General features: G+C 57.9%; 18 protein-coding genes. 7 read left to right on the top strand and 11 right to left on the bottom strand.

The annotated features are described in order from the left end of the window. Window positions 1-9 precede the first annotated feature (9 nt). Genes FN806_RS00090 through FN806_RS00080 form a run of 3 tightly spaced genes read left to right on the top strand, consistent with a single transcriptional unit; the run spans window position 10 to window position 3,903 of the window. Entirely contained in the window at window positions 10-1,221 is a 1,212-nt protein-coding gene (locus FN806_RS00090) for an acetyl-CoA C-acetyltransferase (RefSeq protein WP_142632809.1), read from the top strand. Further along, window positions 1,221-1,709: a cupin domain-containing protein gene (locus FN806_RS00085; RefSeq protein ID WP_142632807.1), complete on the top strand. Its 489-nt coding sequence runs from the start codon at window positions 1,221-1,223 to the stop codon at window positions 1,707-1,709. The genes FN806_RS00090 and FN806_RS00085 overlap by 1 nt, the downstream gene beginning before the upstream one ends. Continuing rightward, window positions 1,702-3,903, top strand: coding sequence for a 3-hydroxyacyl-CoA dehydrogenase NAD-binding domain-containing protein (locus tag FN806_RS00080; RefSeq protein WP_142632805.1), 2,202 nt, complete (start codon window positions 1,702-1,704; stop codon window positions 3,901-3,903). The genes FN806_RS00085 and FN806_RS00080 overlap by 8 nt, the downstream gene beginning before the upstream one ends. A gap of 67 nt (window positions 3,904-3,970) precedes the next feature. On the opposite strand, the gene FN806_RS00075 is transcribed toward FN806_RS00080, so the two are convergent. The 3 genes from FN806_RS00075 to FN806_RS00065 all read right to left on the bottom strand — a co-directional run bounded on the left by FN806_RS00075 (window position 3,971) and on the right by FN806_RS00065 (window position 6,467). Then, the gene (locus FN806_RS00075; RefSeq protein WP_246097113.1) at window positions 3,971-4,699 is read right to left on the bottom strand and encodes a Hint domain-containing protein; all 729 of its coding nucleotides are present in this window, start codon (window positions 4,697-4,699) and stop codon (window positions 3,971-3,973) included. A gap of 188 nt (window positions 4,700-4,887) precedes the next feature. After that, window positions 4,888-5,535 (bottom strand): sulfotransferase family 2 domain-containing protein, encoded by a 648-nt coding sequence (locus tag FN806_RS00070; protein WP_142632803.1) that lies wholly within the window; start codon window positions 5,533-5,535, stop codon window positions 4,888-4,890. Continuing rightward, window positions 5,532-6,467 (bottom strand): DMT family transporter, encoded by a 936-nt coding sequence (locus FN806_RS00065; protein ID WP_142632801.1) that lies wholly within the window; start codon window positions 6,465-6,467, stop codon window positions 5,532-5,534. The genes FN806_RS00070 and FN806_RS00065 overlap by 4 nt, the downstream gene beginning before the upstream one ends. Before the next feature lie 152 nt (window positions 6,468-6,619). Here FN806_RS00065 and FN806_RS00060 point away from each other — a divergent pair, with 152 nt between their 5' ends. Then, window positions 6,620-7,633 (top strand): hypothetical protein, encoded by a 1,014-nt coding sequence (locus FN806_RS00060; protein WP_142632799.1) that lies wholly within the window; start codon window positions 6,620-6,622, stop codon window positions 7,631-7,633. A 6-nt stretch (window positions 7,634-7,639) separates the two neighbouring features. On the opposite strand, the gene upp is transcribed toward FN806_RS00060, so the two are convergent. From upp to FN806_RS00025, 7 genes are all read right to left on the bottom strand, one after another. After that, entirely contained in the window at window positions 7,640-8,272 is a 633-nt protein-coding gene (gene upp, locus FN806_RS00055) for a uracil phosphoribosyltransferase (protein WP_142632797.1), read from the bottom strand. Next, a complete protein-coding gene (locus FN806_RS00050) occupies window positions 8,269-9,255 on the bottom strand; it encodes an adenosine deaminase (RefSeq protein WP_142632795.1) in 987 nt (328 codons plus the stop codon). Before FN806_RS00050 ends, upp begins: the two co-directional genes overlap by 4 nt. Beyond that, window positions 9,252-10,463 carry a phosphopentomutase gene (locus FN806_RS00045; protein ID WP_142632793.1) on the bottom strand — a complete coding sequence of 404 codons (1,212 nt, stop codon included), beginning with the start codon at window positions 10,461-10,463 and terminating at the stop codon, window positions 9,252-9,254. Before FN806_RS00045 ends, FN806_RS00050 begins: the two co-directional genes overlap by 4 nt. Next, a complete protein-coding gene (locus tag FN806_RS00040) occupies window positions 10,460-11,767 on the bottom strand; it encodes a thymidine phosphorylase (RefSeq protein WP_142635061.1) in 1,308 nt (435 codons plus the stop codon). Before FN806_RS00040 ends, FN806_RS00045 begins: the two co-directional genes overlap by 4 nt. 4 nt (window positions 11,768-11,771) lie before the next feature. Then, the gene (locus FN806_RS00035; RefSeq protein WP_142632791.1) at window positions 11,772-12,164 is read right to left on the bottom strand and encodes a cytidine deaminase; all 393 of its coding nucleotides are present in this window, start codon (window positions 12,162-12,164) and stop codon (window positions 11,772-11,774) included. A 102-nt stretch (window positions 12,165-12,266) separates the two neighbouring features. Next, the gene (locus FN806_RS00030; RefSeq protein ID WP_142632789.1) at window positions 12,267-13,358 is read right to left on the bottom strand and encodes a cupin domain-containing protein; all 1,092 of its coding nucleotides are present in this window, start codon (window positions 13,356-13,358) and stop codon (window positions 12,267-12,269) included. Further along, the gene (locus tag FN806_RS00025) at window positions 13,333-14,025 is read right to left on the bottom strand and encodes a hypothetical protein (RefSeq protein ID WP_142632787.1); all 693 of its coding nucleotides are present in this window, start codon (window positions 14,023-14,025) and stop codon (window positions 13,333-13,335) included. Before FN806_RS00025 ends, FN806_RS00030 begins: the two co-directional genes overlap by 26 nt. A 186-nt stretch (window positions 14,026-14,211) precedes the next feature. Here FN806_RS00025 and FN806_RS00020 point away from each other — a divergent pair, with 186 nt between their 5' ends. The 3 genes from FN806_RS00020 (at window position 14,212) to FN806_RS00010 (ending at window position 20,153) form a co-directional block, all read left to right on the top strand. Further along, the gene (locus tag FN806_RS00020) at window positions 14,212-16,485 is read left to right on the top strand and encodes an NADP-dependent malic enzyme (protein ID WP_142632785.1); all 2,274 of its coding nucleotides are present in this window, start codon (window positions 14,212-14,214) and stop codon (window positions 16,483-16,485) included. 265 nt (window positions 16,486-16,750) lie between these two features. Then, window positions 16,751-18,640 (top strand): propionate-CoA ligase PrpE, encoded by a 1,890-nt coding sequence (gene prpE, locus FN806_RS00015; RefSeq protein ID WP_142632783.1) that lies wholly within the window; start codon window positions 16,751-16,753, stop codon window positions 18,638-18,640. A gap of 73 nt (window positions 18,641-18,713) precedes the next feature. Then, window positions 18,714-20,153 carry an amidase family protein gene (locus tag FN806_RS00010; protein WP_142632781.1) on the top strand — a complete coding sequence of 480 codons (1,440 nt, stop codon included), beginning with the start codon at window positions 18,714-18,716 and terminating at the stop codon, window positions 20,151-20,153. A gap of 263 nt (window positions 20,154-20,416) precedes the next feature. Here FN806_RS00010 and FN806_RS00005 read toward each other — a convergent pair whose 3' ends face one another. Next, window positions 20,417-21,178, bottom strand: a complete 762-nt coding sequence (locus FN806_RS00005) for an NAD kinase (protein WP_142632779.1) — start codon at window positions 21,176-21,178, stop codon at window positions 20,417-20,419. Window positions 21,179-21,462 lie beyond the last annotated feature (284 nt).

Genomic DNA, 21,462 nt, shown 5'->3' with positions numbered 1-21,462 from the left:
GAGAAAACTATGACCGACGCATATATCTATGACGCCCTGCGTACTCCGCGCGGCAAAGGCCGCAAGGATGGTAGCCTGCACGAGCTGACTTCGGCGCGCCTGTCCTCGCTGACATTGAACGCCGTAAAAGAGCGGAACAATCTAGAGGGCCACGCCGTAGAGGACGTCATCTGGGGCAACGTAACCCAGGTTATGGAACAGGGCGGCTGTCTGGCACGAACCGCAGTGCTGGGTTCTGATCTGGATGAATCGATCCCCGGGCTGGCGATCAACCGGTTCTGCGCCTCGGGCATGGAAGCTGTGAACCTAGCTGCCAACCAGGTCAAAGGCGGCGCAGGCGACGCCTATATTGCAGGCGGGGTCGAGATGATGGGCCGTGTTCCGATGGGCAGCGATGGCGCTGCGATTGCGGCTGACCCTTCACTGGCGATGAACACCTATTTCGTTCCGCAGGGTATCTCGGCTGATATCATTGCGACCGAATACGGGTTCACACGCGATCAGGCTGATGCGCTGGCGATGGAATCGCAGCGCCGTGCAAAAGCTGCGTGGGACGACAACCGGTTCTCGAAATCGGTCATCACCGTTAAGGATCAGAACGGCCTGACCATTCTGGACCATGATGAATACATGCGCCCCGGCACGGACATGCAAAGCCTGGGTGGCTTGAACCCCGCATTCCAGATGATGGGCGAGCAAATGCCCGGCTTCGACAACGTCGCAAAGCTGAAATACCCGCATCTGGAAAAGATCAATCATATCCACCACGCGGGTAACAGCTCGGGCATCGTGGATGGTGCGGCGGCAGTTCTGATCGGCAACAAGGAATTCGGCGAGAAATACGGCCTGAAGCCGCGCGCACGCATCAAGGCCACGGCCAAGATCGGCACCGACCCCACCATTATGCTGACCGGTCCGGTTCCGGTGACCGAGAAAATCCTCGCCGACAACGGCATGAAAATCAGCGATCTCGACCTGTTCGAAGTGAACGAAGCCTTTGCCTCGGTTGTTCTGCGCTTCCAGCAGGCATTCGATGTCGATCCGGCTTTGGTCAACGTCAATGGCGGCTCGATCGCAATGGGCCACCCGCTGGGCGCGACCGGCGCGATGATCATCGGCACCCTGCTGGATGAGCTTGAACGTCAGGACAAGGAAACCGGGCTAGCCACGCTTTGCATCGCATCCGGCATGGGTGCAGCAACGATCATCGAGCGCGTCTGATGCCCAAGCTGGATCTCTCTCAGATTCCGTTTCAGGGCGGCTCGGCCTATCCCGGCAAGCTGGCCGAGGCGACCGCAGGCCGTTTTGTTCAGCGCCTCGGTGATGCGGGCGGGCTAACCCAGTACGGGGTCAACATCGTACGGCTTGAACCGCAAGGCATGTCCTCGCTGCGCCACTACCATATGGAGCAGGACGAGTTTGCAATCATGCTAAGCGGCACCTGTACGCTGATCGACGACGATGGCGAGCATGAAATGCAGCCCGGCGATTGCGCCGCATGGCCCGCAGGTGAAGCCAACGGCCATCACCTTGTGAACAACACCGATGCGCCTGCGACCTTTCTGGTGGTGGGCACACGGACCCCGAACGAGACCGGCTATTACAGCGACTTAGACATGATGGTGAAGGATGATGAGAACGGATTCTCCTTCACCCGGAAAGATGGCAGCCCGCTAACGGCTGACCAGATTGGAGATGACAATGACTGATTTCACTCTGAGCAAAGACGCGGACGGCGTCGCCATTATCACCTGGGACGTTCCAGGAAAATCCATGAACGTGATGTCTTTTGACGGCTTCGCACAGTTGAGCGATTGCATCGATCAGGCACTTGCCGATGACGAGATCAAAGGCATCGTTATCACCAGCGGGAAAGAAGGATCGTTCGCCGGTGGCATGGACCTGAACCTGCTTGCGGTGATGAAAGAACAGGCGGGCGACAACCCAGCCAAGGGCCTGTTCGAAGGCACCATGAATATGCACGGCGTGCTGCGCAAGATCGAGCTGGCGGGCATGGACCCCAAGACCAAGAAAGGCGGCAAGCCGATTGCAACCGCCCTGCCCGGTACAGCCGCAGGCATTGGCATGGAACTACCGCTGTCGACGCACCGCATCTTTGCAGCTGAGAACCCAAAGGCGAAATACGGCCTGCCTGAAATCATGGTTGGCATCTTCCCCGGCGCTGGTGGCACCACCCGTATGGTCCGCAAGGTCGGTGCGATTGCAGCCGCTCCGCTGTTGCTGGAAGGCAAGATGCTGGACGTCAAAAAGGCGAAAAGTGCAGGCTACATCGATGAGATCGCCGAGGATCCAGTTGCCGCAGCAAAAGATTGGGTGCTGAACGCCAAAGATGCGGAAATTGTGAAGCCTTGGGATGCCAAGGGTTACAAAATGCCCGGTGGCGCGCCTTACCACCCTGCCGGTTTCATGAACTTCGTCGGCGCCTCGGCTATGGTGAATAGCAAAACCCAGGGTGCGTTCCCTGCCGCCAAGGCGTTGCTAAGCGCTGTTTACGAAGGTGCACTGGTTGATTTCGACACCGCGCTGAAGATCGAAGCCCGTTGGTTCACCTCCGTTCTGATGAACCCGTCTTCGGGTGCCATGATCCGATCACTGTTCCTGAACAAGGAAGCCTTGGAAAAAGGCGCCGTGCGTCCTGCGGGCGTACCGGATCAGTCAGTCAAGAAGATCGGTGTTCTGGGCGCTGGCATGATGGGTGCGGGTATCGCACTTGTATCGGCGCAGGCCGGTATGGAAGTTGTTCTGGTCGACCGCGATCAGGAAGCAGCAGACAAAGGCAAAGCCTATACCGAGACGTACCTGGACAAAGGTATGAAGCGCGGCAAGGTTACGGCTGAAAAGAAAGAGGCCATGCTGGGCCGCATCACCGCGACCCCTGACCTTGATCATCTGAAGGGCTGTGACCTGATCATCGAAGCCGTCTTCGAAGACATGGGCGTCAAGGCCGAGATGACCAAAAAGGTCGAGGCAATCATTCCCGAGGACTGCATCTTTGCCTCGAACACCTCGACCCTGCCGATCAGCGACCTGGCCAAAGCTTCGGTGCGTGCGGATCAGTTCATCGGCATCCACTTCTTCTCGCCCGTCGAGAAGATGTTCTTGGTCGAGATCATCAAAGGCAAGGAAACCGGTGATCGCGCAGTGGCCAAGGCGCTGGACTATGTGCGCCAGATCCGCAAGACGCCGATCGTGGTCAACGATGCCCGCTTCTTCTACGCCAACCGCTGCATCATTCCCTACATCAATGAAGGTGCCCGGATGGTGACCGAAGGCGTCAGCCCGGTTCTGATCGACAACGCGGCACGCCAGTTGGGCTTCCCTGTCGGGCCGATCCAGCTGACTGATGAGACCTCGATTGATCTGGGTGCCAAGATCGCACGCGCGACCAAGGCCGCGATGGGCAACGAATATCCTGAAAGCCCGTCCGATGATCTGATCTTCTGGATGGAAGAACAGGGCCGTCTGGGCCGCAAGGCAAACGCGGGCTTCTTCGACTATGACGAAAAAGGTAAGCGCGTCGAATATTGGAAGGGTCTGCAGGACAAGTATCCGCTGGCAGAGGATCAGCCCGACCTGATCGAAGTGCAGGAACGCCTGATGTTCGCTCAGGTTCTGGAGGCCGTCCGCGCATTGGAAGAAGGCGTTCTGGAAGACATCCGCGAGGGTGACGTCGGCGCAATCTTGGGCTGGGGCTTTGCACCTTGGTCAGGTGGCCCACTGAGCTGGCTGGACATCATCGGCACCCCTTATGCGGCCGAGCGCTGCGATCAGTTGACCGCACAATATGGGGAACGGTTTACCTGCCCGCCGCTGCTGCGTGAGATGGCAGATAAAGGCCAAAGCTTCTACGGGCGTTTCAACCCCGAAGCCAAGGCTGCCTAAACAGTTGGTGCTGGCGTAAGAGACCTTACGCCAGCACCCTGCTTGTCGTGTTTGGTTGGTCTGCCGTTCAGATCACTGGGAGAGGTCGGCCCGGACGACCCGGGCGACGCGCGCCCCTGCTGGGTCTCAAAGGGACAACTTGTTCCAGCGAGATGGGTGCAGGCAGCGCACCCAACGGGTTGGCAAGGGCTGCCACGCGGCCCTCAGTTCGTATATCTTCGACCAATTCCGCCGCTGTTTCGCTTTCGGCAATTTGATAGCCCGCACTTGTGCCGCTGTGGCCGCCGAAACGCCCTGACGGGCAGAAGGCGCGCATGCCGCCTTCCATATAGACCACTTCATCCTCGTCAAAGAACAGTGCGCTGACATCGAATGATGATGCCGGGACGTCCGACTTGATGCGGAACAAACCGCTCAACTTTCGTGCTGCCACAACAGTCAGATCTGCGGTGCCATGCTCCAATGCTATACCCTGTTCAGGCATGATCCAAATCGTACCTGGGCTGTCGACGGCACTTGGGGGTACGCGGACTGGCAAATACTCGATCCGACTTTCTTCGGTAGGAACCGAAATCGTATCGACAGAAATGCGCCTTACTGCCTTAAAGCCGTTCTCGACTGTCCGGATCAGATCACCAGGCTGAATGTCTTCAATCGGCGTCCAGCCGTCGACAGTTGCAACCCTGGTCCCGTGGATCAAGCCGCCACGGCGCGCGTTCAGTTCTACTCTGGTTTCGAATTGTGTCCGGCTTTCCGGAACATCTGAAATACCCATGTCACTCACTACTTCAAACACGTGCCTCCCCCCCCTGCTGGCACCAAAAACAATAGATATTCATTAGCATCCAAACCGATCACGCGTCCAAATTTTGACACATTTGAGCCTGATTTGGGTCCCAAACCCCGTTGGATAACGCTAAAAACGGAACAACGATCTGTAATCGCCCGGTATTAAGTCCGGCAGGGAAACTATATTTCTGTCATCTAATCAAAAGAGTATCCGAATCTGTCTATATCTTCAGCGCATGCCTCGGCGACGGCCTCTTGTGATGCGGCTGAATAATAGCTTCGGTAATCTTTCGCCCGCTCTGAACGATTCAGATGCGGCAGCGTGATCCGGAACCCCAGGTGGTCAAACAGAGGCTCTGCGTCCTGATCAAACGCTTCGAGTCTGATGAAATACTGGCACTGCTCGATACCATCGGCTCGCGTCACGTAGTGCCGCGCCGGATGCTGACGGAGCGATTGTTGCGTCGCAGGGTGGCAGACAAATCCTTCAAACGAATGGGCGCGGGCCAGCGCGATTGCGGGGTGATCAAAGCCTTGCACCTTGAGCCAGTGATAATAGCTGACAAGCCGATCCCAGGGATTTCGGACCAGGGTAAAGACTGTCATCCCCGACAACTCATCCGGTGAAAGAACACCTTCGATATCGGCGAGGGTTGAATGTTTCCAAAGGCGGCCACGCGCCGATAGCTGTTTGATCCGCCTATTGCGTTTCTTTGCCTTGGGCGTATCTCCCAGCAAAATATCATCCTTCATCGCGCGCTGTTCCAAAGCCAGCGACAAAGATGTCCCTCCAGTTTTGGGAATGTGGACGAAGATATAAGAGCGACCGCGCGAAATGATCACGATGCGGCCTCTGTAGCGGCGGGACGCGTGGACCGCCAGGCCAGCAGAACTCCGGCCGTTGCGATCAGGCATATGCCGAGGATCTGCAGAACACCGATATTCTGCCCAAAGACCCTCCAGGCGAACAAGGGTCCAAATATCATCACCGAGTATTCAAACACCGCCACATAAGAGGTCTCACCGATCTGATAGGATTTGATCAGCATGAATACCGCAATCGTCGACCCTATTGCCTGAACTATAATCCAAGGAATTGCCGGTCCCATTTGCCAGACCCAGCCACGGGTGACGAAGCCCTCCGGCCCAGCGACCGGAACCCCCGGAAACAAGGATAACACGATCAGCCCTACCGCTCCGGCCACTCCCAAGGTTGTCACCATAGCCGCCAGCAATGCCGTCGTGCTTTCCTGCGCGCAGTGGCTTCGGGTGATGACTGAACTGAACGCGTAGAACAGCCCTCCGGCGACCGGCAACAGCGTTTTTGCATCAAACTCGCCGGGATTCGGCTGCAACACGCACAAAATCCCGGCAAACCCTACTGCAACGGCCAGAATACGCCATGGGCCTATCCGTTGCTTCATGGCGACGGTTGTAATCAACAGCACAAAGATCGGCGACGTGAACAAACCCGCCAACGCCTGCGCAATCGGCATCAGCGCAAGCGAGGCAAAATAGAACAACATGGCCAATGTGATGAGAACACTACGCAGGATCACGGGGCCAAGCCTAATCGGGCGCAAGCGGCCCAGCCCAAGCAGTGACAGGCCCATTATCAACGGTAGCATGAGCAGTGCCCGGCTGAAATGGAACTGCCACAGACCGATCGTTTCGGCCACCAAGATGACCACATTATCAATCACGCCGATGATTGCCATAGCACTGACCATCAGCACCGAGGCCAAAACCGGTGAAGTCTGGGTGTCCGCCTGCATCATTTTCCCCGCGGCATGATGGAGAGCGGTAACAGAATATTCCGCTCGTCTAGGTATCCAGCACATTTCCTGAACATCGCGCAACAGGTTTGCGCCGGTTGAATTTAGCGTGTTAAGCTGGCTCCAATTAAGAACGAGCAGACATCACCCCGATGACGGCACTGAAACAGTTCCAGCGGATCGAAGCCACCGGTCTGTGGCGCCCCTCGCCCGATGTTCAGCGGCGCGAGGTTGTTGTGTCGATTGGCGAAGCGACGCTGACGATATCGGATTTCAACGACCGGGCACTGACGCATTGGTCGCTGGCTGCGTTAGAGCGCCAGAACCCCGGTGTTTTCCCTGCGATTTACCACCCGGATGGCGACCCGCAAGAGACGTTGGAACTGGCCCAATCCGAAACCACGATGATCGAAGCCATTGACCGTCTACAGCGTGCCATCGACTGGTCACGCCCCCACCCCGGGCGTTTGCGGTGGTTCAGCGTGGCCGGGGTTGTGGCTGCTGTGGCCGCGCTCATGCTGTTGTGGTTACCGTCAGCATTACAAAACCATGTCGTATCCGTCGTTCCCGAAATCAAACGTATCGACATCGGCGATACAATCCTGAGGCGCATCGAAAGAGTGTCAGGCCGCGCCTGCGTGTCCGAGGGCACTCAGGAAGCACTGGATCATCTGGCGGCAAGAACGGGCGTGCGCTCAATCGTTATCCTACCAGCCGGAGTACAGACCAGCCTGACCCTGCCGGGTGGAATTGTCCTGTTGAACCGATCTCTGGTCGAAGATCACGAGGACCCCTCGGTCGTGGCCGGGCACATCCTTGCGGAACGTGCACGTGTGCAGGCACAGGACCCACTGGATGATCTGCTGGACCGGACCGGCATCAGATCTGCGTTCCGCCTGCTGACAACCGGTGAGCTGACACCTCAGATTGTCGACAGTTATACCGAAGAAGTTCTATCAGAACCCCGTCCGGCTGTACCAGACGAGAACCTGCTGGAAATTTTTGCCGAGGCAGCTTTGCCCTCGGTCCCCTTTGCCTATGCGACGGACGTCACAGGTGAAACCGTGCTGGGCCTGATCGAGGCCGACCCGATGGCGGGCCAGCCTCTGCAACAGATACTGCCAGATCGCGAATGGGTCCGGCTGCAGAATATCTGCGGCGGATAAGCCCGCTTACTTGGTCCCGAACATCCTGTCACCCGCATCGCCCAGACCTGGCATGATATAGCCTTTTGAGTTCAGCTCACGGTCCAGTGCGGCGGTGACGATGTGAACATCCGGGTGCGCCTCTTTCATGCGGGCAACACCTTCGGGGGCGGCCAACAGGCAGAGGAAACGGATATCCGTCGCGCCAGCCTCTTTCAGCAAATCAATCGCAGCGGCCGAGCTGTTGCCGGTTGCCAGCATCGGGTCGACAGCAATGACCAAACGGTCCTTCAGCCCCTCGGGCGCTTTGAAGTAATATTGGACGGGCTTCAAAGTCTCTTCATCGCGGTACAGGCCAACAAAGCCAACACGGGCCGAGGGGATCAGTTCCAAAACGCCGTCCAGCATTCCGTTACCGGCGCGCAAGATAGAGACCAACGCCAGTTTCTTACCTGCCAGGATGGGGGCGTCCATCTCTTCCATCGGGGTTTCAATGTGCCGGGTGGTCAATGGCATTTCGCGCGTGATCTCATAGGCCAGAAGCAAGGTGATCTCACGCAGCAACTGACGGAATTCGGCGGTCGAAGTGCCCTTGTCCCGCATGAGCGTCAATTTATGCTGCACCAACGGGTGGTCGACGACGGTCAGGTGTTCGCTCATGATATCTCCAGTCTTTTCTTGACCCGCGCACGGGTCGCTTCATCGCAAAAAGCCGCATTCAGGGCGGTTTCATTCAGGGCGGCAAAATCCTCGGCCTCCCAACCGAAAGCTTTGGCCAACATCTCATATTCACGCCGCATTGTGGTATGGAAAAACGGCGGATCGTCGGTGGACACGGTGACCTTGACACCTGCCTCGCGCAACTTGGAAATCGGATGGCTGGCAAAGTCGGGAAACAGGCCTAGAACCACGTTCGAGCCCGGGCAAACCTCGAGCGTCACACCGCGATCAACGATCTCATGCACAAGGTCGGGATCTTCGATCGCACGCACGCCATGGCCGATGCGTTCAACTCCCAGATCACGGATCGCATCGCGGACACTATCCGGCCCGCCGAACTCTCCGGCATGGGTGGTCAGGCGCAGTCCGGCCTCGCGCGCGCAGTCAAACGCCCACTTATAGTCGCCCTGAACCCCCATGGATTCATTGCCCCCCATACCGAACCCGGTAATCCAGTCGCCCGCAGTTTCAGCTGCACAATATGCACTGAGCTTGGCCTGTTCGGGTCCGAAATGCCGGACACAGGTCACCACGCCGCGCAGAGTGATATCGTACTTCCGCTCGGCTTCATCAGCGGCATCCTGAATGGCACTTAGATAGTCGCGCCAGGCCACCAAATCGCCACCGCCACAGAAATCGGGGCTCAGAAAGCTTTCCGAATAAACTACCCCGTTCGCCGCGCTTTCTTCAAGAATAGCCAACGTCAGACGGCGGAAATCCTCGGGCGATTTCAGCACCTCACAGGCGGCCTCATATACGCTGAGGAAATGGGCGAAATCCCGGAAATCATAAGACCCGTCATGTTTGAAAATCCCGCTCAGGTCGACGCGCTTTTCATGCGCCAGCTGACGGATGAAGGCAGGCGGCGCGGCACCTTCGTGATGCAAGTGCAGTTCGATCTTGGGTAGGTCAGCGACAGTCATAGAAAGCTCCGCCCCGGCCCTTGAGCCGGGATATTCAGGTGATGCGCGATACTGGCGGCAATGTCGGCGAATTTGACTTGACCGATCTGCCCCGCACCCTGCCCTGCAATCAGGACAGGTACTTGCTCACGCGTGTGGTCGGTGCCGATCCAGGTTGGGTCGTTGCCGTGATCAGCGGTCAACAACATCAGGTCATCGGGGCGCAACCGGGTCAGAATTGCACCTATCTCTTGGTCAAACCATTCTAGCGCGCGGGCATAGCCGCTGATGTCGCGCCGATGGCCATAGAGACTGTCGAACTCGACAAAATTCGCGAATGTCAGGCTGCCCTCTTCGGCCTCATCGACCTGATCGGACAGATGACCCATCAAATCAGCATCCGACCCTTTGCGCAGTGTGTCGATTCCCTGCATGGAAAAGATATCGCCGATCTTGCCCACTGCATGAACACGGCGGCCCGCATCCTGACACCAGTTCGTCAGCACCGGAGCGGGCGGCACGATGGCAAAGTCCTTGCGGTTGGTCGTGCGGGTGAACCCCTGTTCGGGCGAGCCGACAAAGGGCCGTGCGATCACACGCCCCACTTTCATCTGGTGCAAACGTGGGGCCAGCGTGCGGCAGAGGTCAAGCAGACGGTCTAGGCCGAAGCTTTCTTCATGCGCGGCGATCTGAAAGACACTGTCGGCCGAGGTATAGCAGATCGGCCAACCGGTTCGCATATGCTCGGCCCCCAATTCGGCGATGATCGTGGTGCCCGAGGCGTGGCAATCCCCCAAAATCCCTTCGGTTCCGGCGGCCTCTGCTGCGGCCTTGCTCAGATCAACCGGAAATGATGGTGTTGTATTTGGAAAGTAATGCCAGTCCCATGGCACAGGCAGCCCTGCTAGCTCCCAATGCCCCGATGGCGTGTCCTTGCCCGGAGAATCCTCACAGGCGCAGCCCCACAGACCTGTCGGCTGGGCCAGCAAACCCGGCGTTTCCGCACCCGAGGCCAGCCGTGCCGCAGCACCCAACCCCAGCGCATCCAAATGCGGTAGATGCAAAGGCCCGGATCGCCCCTCTTCCGCCTGACCTTGTGCACAAGCCTGCGCGATATGGGCCAGAGTGTTTGCCCCAGTATCCGGCATGTCGCCATTAAAGAACTGATCAGCATCGGGCGCGCCGCCGATACCCACAGAATCCATCACCACAAGGAAGGCGCGGCTCATGGCGTGATCCTCTCGTGGACAAGGGATGGCACCACTGGTTTACCCGTTCCAAGCGTGATCGCCTTTTGAACAGCATCAGCCGCACGTCGCGCGGCATCCTCGCGGGCGGCATGGACGACAGCCAATGGAACGCCTTTTTCGACCCGGTCGCCCAGTCGCACCAGATCTGACAGCCCGACCGCAGGGTCGATCACATCGCTTTCAACCTGACGTCCGCCACCCAATTCGACAACCGCAAGGCCCAGAGCCTCTCCGTCTATCGTGGTTACATAGCCCGCAGCGAGAGCGGGCACTTCCAGGATCACGCTGGCTTCGGGCAAATAGCGCGACCAATCGTCGACAAAGTGAATGGGTGCCCCAACTGCGGCCATCATGCGGCCAAACCGTTCTGCGGCACGGCCATCGCGGATGACCTTGGCGATTTTGTCCCGGCCTTCTTCTGAAGAGGCAAACATACCGGCGTCAGCCAACAGAACCCCACCCAGTTCGGCAGAGATCACAGCCAACGGCGCGTCAGGCGCTTGGGTCAATACCTTCATGACCTCATCCACCTCAAGTGCATTGCCCAGCGCAGAGGCAAGCGGCTGGTTCATATCGGTTATGACTGCTGAGGTCCGACACCCTGCAGCGTTGGCGGTTTCAGTCAGCGCCTGTGCCAGATTGTGCGCGTCATCAAGGGTTTTCATAAAGGCCCCACTGCCAACCTTAACGTCCAGCACCAGTGCATCCGGGCTGGCTGCAAGCTTTTTCGACAGGATCGACGCGGTGATCAGGTCGAGGCTTTCTACTGTCGCCGTGACATCCCGAATGGCGTAAAGCCGTTTGTCCGCTGGCGCGATTTGCCCGGTGGCGCCGACAATGGCTGCCCCCGTTTCGTTCAGCACCTGCACCAGCCGGTCCTGGCTGATCTGGGTGGTCACACCGGGGATGGATTCGAGCTTGTCCAGCGTGCCGCCCGTATGTCCCAGTCCCCGGCCAGAAATCATTGGCACATAGGCCCCAAGCTCGGCCAGTGCGGGGGCCAGTACCAGGCTGACGCTGTCGCCCACACCCCCGGTCGAGTGTTTATCGATTACCGGACCTTCCACATCCCAGTTCAGGACATCGCCGCTGTCGCGCATCGCAATGGTCAGATCGGCACGGCCCTGCGCACCCAACCCACCCATGCAAACCGCCATGGCAAAGGCCCCTGCCTGCGCGTCACTGACCCCACCATCGGCAAGCCCCTGGGCAAACCAGTGCAGTTCCTCGGCGGAGGGTATATCCTTGCGGCGCAACTTTGCGATGATCGAGCGGGCGTCCATGGGGTCAGACATCCTCCATATGCGAGGCGTCAAATGCGCCTGGCAGCAGATCCCCGATAGTGGTTTTCAACTCCGCCCCGTCCAAGCTGGCCAATACCACCTTGACGTCACGCTTGCCGAACTCGGCCAGTTTCTGGCGGCACCCCCCGCACGGCGGTACTGGCTGAGGAGACGACGCGACCACGTAAACCTCGGTCAGTTCCTGCTCGCCAGCAGCGACCATGGCGGCAATGGCTCCGGCCTCGGCGCAAGTGCCTTCGGGATAGGCCACGTTTTCCACATTGCAACCGGAGTAGATCTGCCCCGACAGGGACCGGATCGCCGCGCCGACCTTGAAATTGGAATAAGGCGCATAGGCGTTTTCCCGCACGGACAAGGCTGCGTCTTTCAAGCTCATGGCGATTCCCCATTTTTTGATCATCTGGTCAGAAAGTCATACCCTAAATGAAAGCCCCCGGGGAATTGAAGCCCCGAGCGCAGAATTCCTGAGCCAAAATGCTTAATCCAGAACCGTATTGAACACGCCAGGCAGCGTGACCTCAAGCAGTTCAACATCATCGGTCGGATCAGACAGGCGTGTCCGCATGCCCGGTGGAATGACAAAGGCATCACCTTGTTCCAGCCGATACGGGTCGCGCCCCTCGCCTTCGAGCGTCAACTCACCGTTCATAACGAAGGTGAAATGAATATCGGTATCATGTGTAGCCCAGGCGGTGTCACCCTGCCCCCGACGCACCACCTGAACGCCTGCGACACCCATCGTGTTCTGGGCAATCGTGGTGTCGCGACAGATGTAGCCCGGCAAACGGAACGGCCCCCATTCTGCCCCCTCGGCCCGGTTGTAGACAAAGCGCTGGCCCTGCCATTCGCGATCCGGGCGGTATTGCGGGGTCGGCAACTGCATTTCGTGGTCGATTTCGGTGACATGTTCGGCAGGAACACCAATTTCGATCACCTGCACATTGTCCGATGCTTCCAACACACGATGACGGATTTCGGGCGGCTGGATAAAGCAATCGCCGGCGGTCAGGCGCATCTTGTCGCCCTGATCCTCGTAAACCACATCGACCCAGCCATGGATGCAGAAAATCAACTGAAACCCGACCTTGTGGAAATGCACCATGTCTGGAACCGGACCGCCATCAGGAATGCGGATATGGCTGGCAATGATCGACCCGCCCAAGCGATCGGGTACCAGATCGCGATAATGCATTCCGGCGCGCCCGATGACCCACGGGGCCTGATCCTTGAGTCTGCGCACGACAAAGGAATGCACGGTATCCGGCATCACCATCGGCGGGTTCAGTTCATCAATTTCAACACGCGTCCCGTTCGGCGCGACCAAACTGCGCTGGCCAGCCGCAAACTCATCCGGATTTTCGGTCAGAATGCGCAACATTCCGGGCGCCTCGGGTGCATCCTGTTCGATCCGTAATCGCAATCCATGCCCCGAGAACACGGCGACCCGAGGGTCATCAGCCGGATAGATCATATCCATCCGCATCCCCAGTACCTTGGTAAAAAACGGGATGTCGTCACGTAATTCCTGCGTCGGCAGACGAATCTCAGCTTTGGTCTGATTGCTGGTCATTCAAGTTCTCTTCGGTCGTGGCTTTGGGCCATCCGATCAGAACAGAAGCCAAAATGCCAATCGAAAAGAACATCTCAAGCGTTTCTTCCAACACAAACAAACGCATGATCATCTGGTCCGACAGGTCGTCTTTCAGTGCGCCACTGACTTCTTCCAACCCCTGCGCAACCACCGCACACATACCGGCCAGAAAGAACACCATTAGAAACGGGACCCGTTGCTTGAACGCACGCCACCCGTTTGGCACCCCGTGCCAGAGCAAGCCGCCCAGAGCCAAAACAGCCAGGATGACGCGAACCGCGTTCATATCGAGCAGCGTGTCCAGCCCATTCAGAATCCCATATGGCAGGCTATCTACGGCATAGATATCCGCAGCTAGTTCGCGCTCTGCCAGCAGCAAACAGACGAGACCGATATAGAGACGGGAAATCCCGCGATACCGGAAAAGCGCAATGCCCCCGGCCAGAACAAGCGCCGCGGCCGAAATGGATTCGAACGGGCCGCCCTCATGGCTGAGGGACATCGCCTGCACCGGCCAGATACAGAGGACCACCAAGATCAGCAACGCAACTCCAATCGCTGCACGAAACAGCGGCTGGTCCAGCCCAAAGGACCGCTTGGTATCGGTTGTGACGGGTATCGGCTGAGATTGTTTTTCCGGGGTCATCTTGGGCCTTCGATCTCCTGTGGAAGCGGTGCCGAATATGAAGATGCGCGACCGTAACCATATTAGAACATAATTCAACCTACGGCCGTGTTTGGCAAAAATCCATTTATGAAGTGACGTCACGTAGCCAAGGCGCCAGAAATAGTTTAACCCTTCAACCAAATTCGGAACGGAGATGAATTGCCTATGTCTGACACTCCCAACCTGCGACAGGCCGCGCTTGATTATCACGCTCACCCAAAGCCTGGAAAGCTCGAAATCAGGGCTACGAAACCCATGGCCAACGGTCGGGATCTGGCGCGCGCCTACTCGCCCGGCGTCGCCGAGGCCAGCCTGGAAATCAAGGCCGACCCATCCAACGCCGAGCTTTACACTGCGCGGGGCAATCTTGTTGGCGTGGTCTCGAACGGAACAGCAGTGCTGGGCCTGGGCAATATAGGCGCTCTGGCTTCAAAGCCGGTGATGGAAGGCAAAGCGGTTCTGTTCAAGAAATTCGCAGGGATCGACTGTTTCGACATCGAGGTTGACCAATCCGACCCCGAAAAGCTGGCCGATATCGTTTGCGCGCTGGAACCCACGTTCGGTGCGATCAACCTTGAAGACATCAAGGCACCCGATTGTTTTATTGTCGAAAAACTGTGCCGCGAGCGGATGAACATCCCCGTTTTTCACGATGACCAGCACGGCACCGCAATCGTCGTGGGCGCCGCTGCCAAGAACGCGCTGTACGTTGCCGGGAAAAAGTTCGAGGATATCAAAATCGTCTCGACCGGCGGAGGCGCGGCTGGGATCGCCTGCCTGAACATGCTGGTGAAGCTGGGTGTGAAACGCGAAAACATCTGGCTGTGTGACATTCACGGGCTTGTCTATGAAGGGCGAGCCGAGGACATGAACCCGCACAAGAGCCAATTTGCGCAAAAGACTGATCTGCGCACGCTGGATGACGTGATCGGGGATGCCGATCTGTTTCTGGGGCTTAGCGGACCGAATGTCCTGAAACCCGAAATGGTCGCGAAAATGGCCAACAGACCAATCATCTTCGCGCTGGCTAACCCGACGCCCGAGATTCTGCCGGACGCAGCTCGCGAAGTGGCCCCCGATGCGATCATCGCAACCGGTCGCAGTGATTTTCCCAATCAGGTGAACAACGTTCTGTGCTTTCCTTTCATCTTCCGGGGCGCCCTGGATGTTGGTGCGACCGAAATTAACGACGCTATGCAGATCGCCTGCGTAGACGGTATCGCTGATATGGCCCGGGCAACGACCAGTGCAGAAGCCGCCGCCGCCTATAAGGGCGAGCAACTGACCTTCGGACCTGACTATCTGATCCCAAAACCTTTTGACCCGCGCCTCGTCGCTGTTGTGTCCTCGTCAGTGGCCCGGGCGGCTATGGACAGTGGCGTTGCCAGGCGTCCGATTCCAGATATGGAGGCCTATAAAGAGCGCCTGAACCAGACGGTTTTCAAATCCGCCCTGATCATGCGCCCGGTTTTCGAGGCCGCAGCAGCTGCGTCGCGCCGAATAGTATTTGCCGAGGGCGAGGACGAACGTGTGCTGCGCGCCGCTCAGGCCATTCTGGAAGAAACCACGGAAACACCGATCCTGATCGGACGTCCCGAAGTCATCGAAGCGCGATGCGAGCGCCTGGGCCTGACCGTGCGTCCCGGCGAGGATTTTCAGATCGTGAACCCGGAACATGACAATCGCTACTATGATTACTGGACCTCATATCACCAGATCATGCAGCGCCGCGGTGTCACCCCTGATCTGGCCAAGGCCATCATGCGCACCAACAGCACAGCCATTGGGGCGATCATGGTCCAGCGTGGCGAGGCCGACAGCCTGATCTGCGGAACCTTTGGCGAATACCGCTGGCACCTAAGCTATGTCGAACAGGTGTTGGCCAATGGCGACCTGCGCGCACATGGCGCTTTGTCTCTGATGGTTCTTGAGGACGGCCCCTTGTTCATCGCCGATACACATGTGAGGCAATTACCAACGCCTGCAGAGCTTGCCGAAACCACCCTGGGCGCGGCCCGTCATGTCCGGCGTTTCGGGTTGGAGCCAAAAATCGCGTTCTGTTCGCAATCTCAATTCGGCAATCAGGCCGAAGGCTCGGGCAAGCGCCTGCGGGCCGCTTTGGAGATTCTGGACTCGGAGCCGCGCGATTTCACATATGAGGGTGAGATGAATCTGGACGTAGCGCTTGACCCTGAACTGCGGTCGCGCATCTTCCCGCATTCACGTCTAGAAGGTGTCGCCAACGTCCTGATATTTGCCCACGCAGATGCCGCCAGCGGTGTGCGCAACATCCTGAAGATGAAGGCCAACGCGCTGGAAGTTGGCCCGATCCTGATGGGTATGGGCAACAAGGCACATATCGTGACCCCCTCGATCACCGCACGCGGGCTACTGAACATGGCGGCGATCGCAGGAACGCCTGTCGCTCATTACGGGTAAAGGGTCACGGATCCCCTCCGGGCACCGAAACAGGTGCCCGGACTGATTCCTTCATATTTGCACCAATACATTTGCAGTTTTGCAAAACTGTGAATTCGGCGCGCAAAATCCATAAATTGCCCACAGGTTTGCAAAAATTAGCAGGGAAATTCTTATACATCTGCAAATATTTTGCGATAAAGTGACGCCCCGTCACTTCGACCGCTTGTCTGCCCCCTCTACCCCGCCCTAGACACGGTGCAGGGATTTTTCGGAGGAGACCAAAGTGGCATATCAGGACGTTTACCAGAGCTGGAAATCCGATCCAGAGGCATTCTGGATGGAAGCTGCAAAAGGAATTGATTGGGTTCGGCCACCCAGCAAGGCTTTGTTTGACGACAATGCTCCTCTTTATGAATGGTTCTGTGATGCCAGGGTCAACACCTGCTGGAATGCAGTTGATCGCCATGTCGAGAATGGTCGCGGTGAACAGACGGCCATCATCTATGACAGCCCAATCACCCACACCAAGCGCGAGATCTCATATGTCGAACTGCGCAATCGGGTCGCCACTTTGGCCGGGGCATTGCGGGCAAAAGGTGTCGAAAAGGGCGACAGGGTTATCATCTATATGCCGATGATCCCCGAAGCGCTTGAGGCGATGTTGGCCTGTGCCCGGCTGGGTGCGGTGCACTCGGTTGTGTTTGGTGGCTTTGCAAGCAACGAATTGGCGGTCCGTATTGATGACGCCAAACCAAAAGCAATCATCGCCGCTTCTTGCGGGATGGAGCCGGGCCGTGTGGTGCATTATAAACCGCTGCTTGACGGTGCCATCGAACTTGCCAGCCACAAGCCCGATTTCTGCGTGATATTCCAGCGCGAACAAGAGGTTGCGCATTTGATCGAGGGGCGTGATTTCAACTGGCACGGGTTCCAGTACGGTGTTGAGCCTGCGGAATGTGTTCCTGTCGATGGCAATGATCCAGCTTATATCCTGTATACATCGGGCACGACCGGAGCGCCCAAAGGGGTCGTACGGCCGACGGCCGGCCATCTGGTCGCCCTGAACTGGACGATGAAGAACATCTATAACGTGGATCCCGGCGACGTGTTCTGGGCGGCTTCTGATGTCGGCTGGGTCGTTGGCCACTCATATATCTGCTACGCGCCGCTGATCCACGGCAACACCACGATAGTGTTCGAGGGCAAGCCGGTTGGAACCCCAGACGCGGGCACCTTCTGGCGGGTGATATCCGAGCATAATGTTCGCAGTTTCTTCACTGCTCCCACCGCAATCCGCGCGGTCAAACGTGAAGATCCCAAGGGGGAATTGATCCCTGAATACGACCTCTCCTGCCTGCGAGCCCTGTTTCTGGCCGGAGAGCGGGCGGATCCCGACACGATCGAATGGGCCAAAGACGCGCTGAACGTTCCGGTCATCGACCATTGGTGGCAAACCGAAACCGGTTGGACCATCGCGGGCAATCCGCTGGGGATTGAAGAGCTGCCAACCAAGCTGGGCTCACCTGCCAAGCCGATGCCCGGCTACGACGTGCAGATTCTGGACGAAGGCGGCCACCCGATGAAACCCGGAGAGCTGGGTGCGATTGCGGTGAAACTACCCCTGCCCCCGGGCACCCTGCCGACGCTGTGGAACGCCGAAGACCGGTTCAAAAGCTCGTACCTGAACCACTTCCCCGGATACTATGAAACCGGCGATGCGGGCATGGTCGATAAGGACGGCTACCTTTATATCATGGCGCGCACCGATGACGTGATCAACGTCGCCGGCCATCGTCTGTCCACCGGCGGCATGGAAGAGGTTCTGGCCGCACACCCTGACGTTGCCGAATGCGCCGTGATCGGCGTGTCGGACCAGCTGAAGGGCCAGATGCCGGTTGGTTTCCTGTGTCTGAATGCGGGCTGTGACCGCGACCATGGTGACGTCGTTCAGGATGTCGTCAAGTTGGTTCGCGAAAAGATCGGACCGGTCGCTGCCTTCAAGCTGGCCGTGGTTGTCGACCGGCTGCCCAAGACGCGGTCGGGCAAGATATTGCGCGGAACCATGGTCTCGATTGCGGATGGCAAGGACTACAAGATGCCCGCCACCATCGACGATCCGGCGATTCTGGACGAGATCACCGAGGCCCTCAAATCCATCGGCTACGCCCAGTAGAAAATCGGCGCGCCTGCCGCCTCTTGCAACCTGACACCGGGCCTCTACTGTCTGACCAAGACAGTGAGGCCCCATGACAGAAACCGACATCTGGCGTCTGAACGCCACCGATCTGACCGCGTTGACGCGCAACAGGGAAATCAGCGCGGAAGAGGCCGTCAAAGCCTCCATCGACCGGATGCAACAGGTCAATCCTGCGCTGAATGCGGTTGTTGAAGATCTGAGTTCACAAGCGCTGGACCGTGCGCGAAATCTGGACAAGGCGGTCGGTGACGGAGAGCAGCCCGGCCCCCTGCATGGTGTGCCGGTCACCATCAAGATCAACGTCGATCAAAAAGGACATGCGACCTCGAATGGGGTCGTTGCCCTGAAAGACGTGATCGCCCCGGATGATGCGCCGGTTGTTTCCAACCTGCAAAAGGCGGGCGCCATCGTCATCGGTCGCACCAACACGCCCGAATTTTCATTCCGTGCTGACACAGACAACGATCTGCATGGCCGCACGCATAACCCCTGGGGACGTCATATCTCGCCCGGGGGATCTTCTGGTGGCGCGGGCGCAGCTGTGATGGCTGGGATCGGTGCGCTGGCCCATGGCAACGATATAGGGGGCAGTCTGCGATTTCCTGCCGCCGCCAATGGGGCGGTTACCGTCAAACCGGGTCTGGGTCGTGTTCCGGCGTGGAATCCCAGCCAATCGGCAGAACGGGGCATATTGGCACAATCGATGTCGGTGCAGGGTCTGATCACGCGCTCCGCAGCGGACCTGCACCTGTCCATGCCCAGCTTGATCGCGCCCGATCCGCGCGATCCGTTTCACGTGCCGATGCCGTGGCGGGGTGAGGACCAAACCGGCCCGATCAAGGTCGCCTTCACCAAGCAGACCTTTGGATACGATTTGCATCCCGAAGTCGACAAGGCTCTGGATACGGCACGCGATGCATTGATCGAAGCAGGCTATGTAGTGGAAGAGGTCGCACCACCCGATAACTTTGAAGCTGGTCGTGGCGGGTACCGCGCCCTGATGGGCGAAGTTTTGACCTTGTTGAAAGCCGATATCGAGGCTGCGGGATCAAAAACAATCCGCGACATATTCGAGGTCTACTTTCAGGAATTCCCACCCATAGTTGGCACAGACCTTATAAAAATGCTGGCCAAGCGCAGCCACTATGCGCGCGAGTGGTCTCTGTTCATGCAAAACTATCCTCTGGTCCTGTCACCATTCCTGCCACAGCCGTTCTTCAAACCGGACCGAGACACCGAGGGCGCCGAGGGCGTGCATGAAGTTCTGGGCTGTGCGGTCTATTCCTATGCGATGAACTTCATCGGCCTGCCCGCGGCATGCGTTCCGGCGCGGCTGGCCGAGCTGCCGCATGGGCCGCAGCCGATCAACATCCAGATCGCAGCCCGCAGATGGCGCGAGGATATGGCGGTAGACGCCGCCGCGGCAATAGAAGACCGGGTGGGGCAAATGTGCCTGCCATTGTGGAAGAAAATGGGGACGTCCTTCTAAATAAACGTTGTCCAAAAAAAATTGACCCCGGGGTTTTGTACCCGGGGTCCGCTTTCTAAAATATGCCTAGAAATCCGATAACGAGCGTAGCACCACCTACCCTCGCCCGCACATAAACTGCACGTTCATTTCGAAACCGCCGTTGATGGCCACTCACTTCCACCATGGCGTGTTCTCCAGGCAAGTTCACAGTACCTTAATGTTAATCGGATTCGTGTGAACTGGTTCACACAAGCGCGATTAATTCATACCTGGCCTTTCATTTAGGTGAACTGCTCCGAAATCAGACGCTCTTCCAGGCCGTGGCCCGGGTCGAACAGGATACGGTGCCGGATCGCCGGTTCAGATCGAATTTCGACCCAATCAATATCCGGAAATGAATTTGAATCCGCATCCGCCATGACCGGCCGCTTGTCCGCGTCCAACACATCGAACCGCACCTGGGCGATTTTGGGCAGCAGCGCGCCCCGCCAGCGTCGCGGACGAAAGGCTGCAATCGCTGTCAGGGCTAGAACATCCGATCCAATCGGCAGGATTGGCCCATGCGCGGAATAGTTATAAGCCGTCGATCCTGCTGGCGTTGACAGCAAAGCGCCATCGCAAACCAATTCATCCATGCGCACGCGACCGTCCACACTGATCCTCAGCCGCGCCGCCTGAGGGCCTGCCCTTAGCAAAGAGACCTCATTGATGGCTAGCGCCTCATGAATCTTGCCGGACTGATCCATCGCGCGCATTGCCAGCGGGTTGATGACCTCTTCTTCAGCGGCGGAAAGACGGTCCATCAGATCTTCTTCGTGGAACTCGTTCATCAGGAACCCGATTGTTCCACGATTCATGCCATAGACGGGCGTATCGAGGTGCTGCATGTTGTGCAAAGTGTGCAGCATAAAGCCGTCCCCACCCAGCGCGACAATTACACCGGCATCACGCGGCGCCGCATTGCCATAGCGCCTGACCAGTTTGTCGCGTGCGGTTTGAGCCACCTTGGCGTCGCTGGCAAGAAAAGCGATTCTTTGAATCATCTATTGTGGTTTCCAGTGCTGCACATTTGGTTCCGAAACAATCATACCTTTCCCCTATAGACCAGACTTGACGCCACCGCTGGCCAAATCGTCGCTTTAAGCCTTTTGCCGATGTCCCGTTTCCGATAGGAAATCCGCAAGAAATCCCAGCATTGTGGAGCCCCCATGAACGCCAATCTACGTGATACCGGTTTTTTCACCCAGTCTCTCTCAGAGCGCGACCCAGAGCTGTTCGGCTCGATCACGTCCGAGCTGGGCCGTCAGCGCGACGAGATCGAATTGAT

Origin of the sequence: Ruegeria faecimaris (assembly GCF_900182615.1) — a bacterium.
Taxonomy (GTDB): Bacteria; Pseudomonadota; Alphaproteobacteria; order Rhodobacterales; family Rhodobacteraceae; genus Ruegeria; species Ruegeria faecimaris.
This window is presented reverse-complemented; position numbering and strand designations above follow the sequence as displayed.

Coding starts and splice junctions, on each gene's coding strand:
- FN806_RS00025 (WP_142632787.1), bottom strand. CDS start 14,025: ATGACCCCGGAAAAACAATCTCAGCCGATACCCGTCACAACCGATACC.
- FN806_RS00030 (WP_142632789.1), bottom strand. CDS start 13,358: ATGACCAGCAATCAGACCAAAGCTGAGATTCGTCTGCCGACGCAGGAA.
- FN806_RS00060 (WP_142632799.1), top strand. CDS start 6,620: ATGACGGCACTGAAACAGTTCCAGCGGATCGAAGCCACCGGTCTGTGG.
- FN806_RS00090 (WP_142632809.1), top strand. CDS start 10: ATGACCGACGCATATATCTATGACGCCCTGCGTACTCCGCGCGGCAAA.
- FN806_RS00050 (WP_142632795.1), bottom strand. CDS start 9,255: ATGACTGTCGCTGACCTACCCAAGATCGAACTGCACTTGCATCACGAA.
- FN806_RS00010 (WP_142632781.1), top strand. CDS start 18,714: ATGACAGAAACCGACATCTGGCGTCTGAACGCCACCGATCTGACCGCG.
- FN806_RS00020 (WP_142632785.1), top strand. CDS start 14,212: ATGTCTGACACTCCCAACCTGCGACAGGCCGCGCTTGATTATCACGCT.
- FN806_RS00005 (WP_142632779.1), bottom strand. CDS start 21,178: ATGATTCAAAGAATCGCTTTTCTTGCCAGCGACGCCAAGGTGGCTCAA.
- upp (WP_142632797.1), bottom strand. CDS start 8,272: ATGAGCGAACACCTGACCGTCGTCGACCACCCGTTGGTGCAGCATAAA.
- FN806_RS00080 (WP_142632805.1), top strand. CDS start 1,702: ATGACTGATTTCACTCTGAGCAAAGACGCGGACGGCGTCGCCATTATC.
- FN806_RS00085 (WP_142632807.1), top strand. CDS start 1,221: ATGCCCAAGCTGGATCTCTCTCAGATTCCGTTTCAGGGCGGCTCGGCC.
- FN806_RS00045 (WP_142632793.1), bottom strand. CDS start 10,463: ATGAGCCGCGCCTTCCTTGTGGTGATGGATTCTGTGGGTATCGGCGGC.
- FN806_RS00040 (WP_142635061.1), bottom strand. CDS start 11,767: ATGGACGCCCGCTCGATCATCGCAAAGTTGCGCCGCAAGGATATACCC.
- FN806_RS00035 (WP_142632791.1), bottom strand. CDS start 12,164: ATGAGCTTGAAAGACGCAGCCTTGTCCGTGCGGGAAAACGCCTATGCG.
- FN806_RS00065 (WP_142632801.1), bottom strand. CDS start 6,467: ATGCAGGCGGACACCCAGACTTCACCGGTTTTGGCCTCGGTGCTGATG.